Source organism: Paenisporosarcina sp. (genome assembly GCF_049671445.1).
Classification (GTDB): domain Bacteria; phylum Bacillota; class Bacilli; order Bacillales_A; family Planococcaceae; genus Paenisporosarcina.
This window is the reverse complement of record NZ_JBATUX010000079.1, coordinates 1-1,605: the sequence shown is the minus strand read 5'-3', so window position 1 is coordinate 1,605 and position 1,605 is coordinate 1. Positions and strand designations below refer to the sequence as shown.

Sequence of the window (1,605 nt, the reverse complement as noted above, 5' to 3'; positions counted from 1 at the left end):
AGGTTAATGATTCCCTAAAGCCTGATCTATTTTCAATTCCGGCAGTTTTGGATCGAATGAAAAAACAAGGCAATCCTTTTCGTGATTTCAGATTAAAAATAGAAGAACAGAGGTTCCGTGATGTTCTTAACCAACTTCAAAACATCGAATAATCAATTGGAGCTTTACTCAGCCTGTGTGATGCATAGTGAAAAAACACACGGACATACTAGGAGGAATAGTTCCTGTCACATAACAGGTGATTTTGGTTTGAAAGGATGCGAATGTAATGGAGAAAAGAGTTTTCACAGAAGAAGATCGTGAACTTGCAACTGGGATTTTTTCAGATAATCCTGACGGAGTAAAAACAGACAAAATAAGCTTATTCGATATGCACGAGGATATGAAAACCGTGGATATATTAATGGTCGATGAGTTAAATAAACAAGTAATAAATACTCTAGATCGTAAAGTAACAAAAGACCCTTCAGCAAATGAAGAGATTCATCCAAACTAATTACAAATAAACACCTCATGTGCGTAGTTTCCTACATTATGAGTGGGTGTTTTGATTATGAGCACTTATAGGGTTCGCTCAACGCTATGCGTAAAGTAGCTAATATTTTTAGTCATTAGCTCCTCTTTTCATGATTTTGACTATGAAGCAGTGGTTTTTGATACTTTGCGAGCTAAAAACCCAGTTAAAGTATAGTGTTTTGACCATTTTTCAAATTTAGTTGTAAAATTCTTGGATTTAGTTGTAATAGTAAAATAATGTAAATTTATAAATGAGTATAGCTGCTGTTTCGTTAGTTTTTCAATATCAACCGTATTCTTTACTACCATAGCTTTGTAATAAGACACCACGTGGGCGTGTGTTTTTGTACCATTGAAAACAAAAAATAAAAATAAGGATAAGCTCAATTGCATCTCCACCGTAGTACATAATTTGTCCGCCAGTTTCAGCCTGCGTTGTCGAAATTCCACTAGGCGGATGTGCATAAATATACTTAGATAAAATTCCATGGGCAGCGAATGCTAGAACCAGCACAATCGATCGGTATGTAAAACTTAATCGGTGTGGAGTCGGTTCCATATAAATGATGGACATGGTGAAAAGATATCCAGCTAAGAACACATGAATGTGAACTAGGATATGGAACATCATGTTCTGTTGCATCAAACCGTACAACTCTGTCGTATATAAGAACCAAAGTCCTCCTATGTTCAGGATTGCCGCAAACAATGGATTCGTGATGACTTGCATCGGCAAACTCTTCAACAGACGTGTTAAACGTCTAGCTTGACTAACAGGGAGTGTTCTCAGGATAAGTGTCATTGGTGTAGCTAAAACCAAAAGTAATGGTGCCAACATGCCAAGAAGCACATGCCCTACCATATGCGCTCTGAAATCCCCATGAGCACGTTCTGCTAGCGGACCGACGACGGCAAGTAACGCAAGGACAATACCAACACCCCACAAAGTGCTCCGTACTCGCTACCATTGTTTTTTAAGTCGCTTGTTAGATACAACGACAGCGACAAAATATAAAACCGACGCAACCAAAAATGGCATAACCATTACGAGTTGAAAAATCAACTCATTACCGCCAACATGACTATGAC

At 38.1% G+C, this 1,605-nt stretch carries 2 protein-coding genes; one reads left to right on the top strand and one right to left on the bottom strand.

What is annotated here, in order from left to right; translation table 11 throughout:
* Positions 1 to 268 precede the first annotated feature (268 nt).
* A complete protein-coding gene (locus WBG45_RS10275) occupies positions 269 to 496 on the top strand; it encodes a hypothetical protein (RefSeq protein WP_424414267.1) in 228 nt (75 codons plus the stop codon).
* Positions 497 to 802: 306 nt separating this feature from the next.
* Here the strand turns inward: WBG45_RS10275 and WBG45_RS10270 are convergent, their stop codons facing one another.
* Complete coding sequence (locus tag WBG45_RS10270) at positions 803 to 1,462, bottom strand: cytochrome c oxidase assembly protein (protein WP_424414265.1); 660 nt, start codon at positions 1,460 to 1,462, stop codon at positions 803 to 805.
* Positions 1,463 to 1,605: the final 143 nt, after the last annotated feature.

Bases quoted from the DNA above. Each gene is read 5' to 3' on its own strand.
- WBG45_RS10275 (WP_424414267.1), top strand. From the start codon at position 269: ATGGAGAAAAGAGTTTTCACAGAAGAAGATCGTGAACTTGCAACTGGG.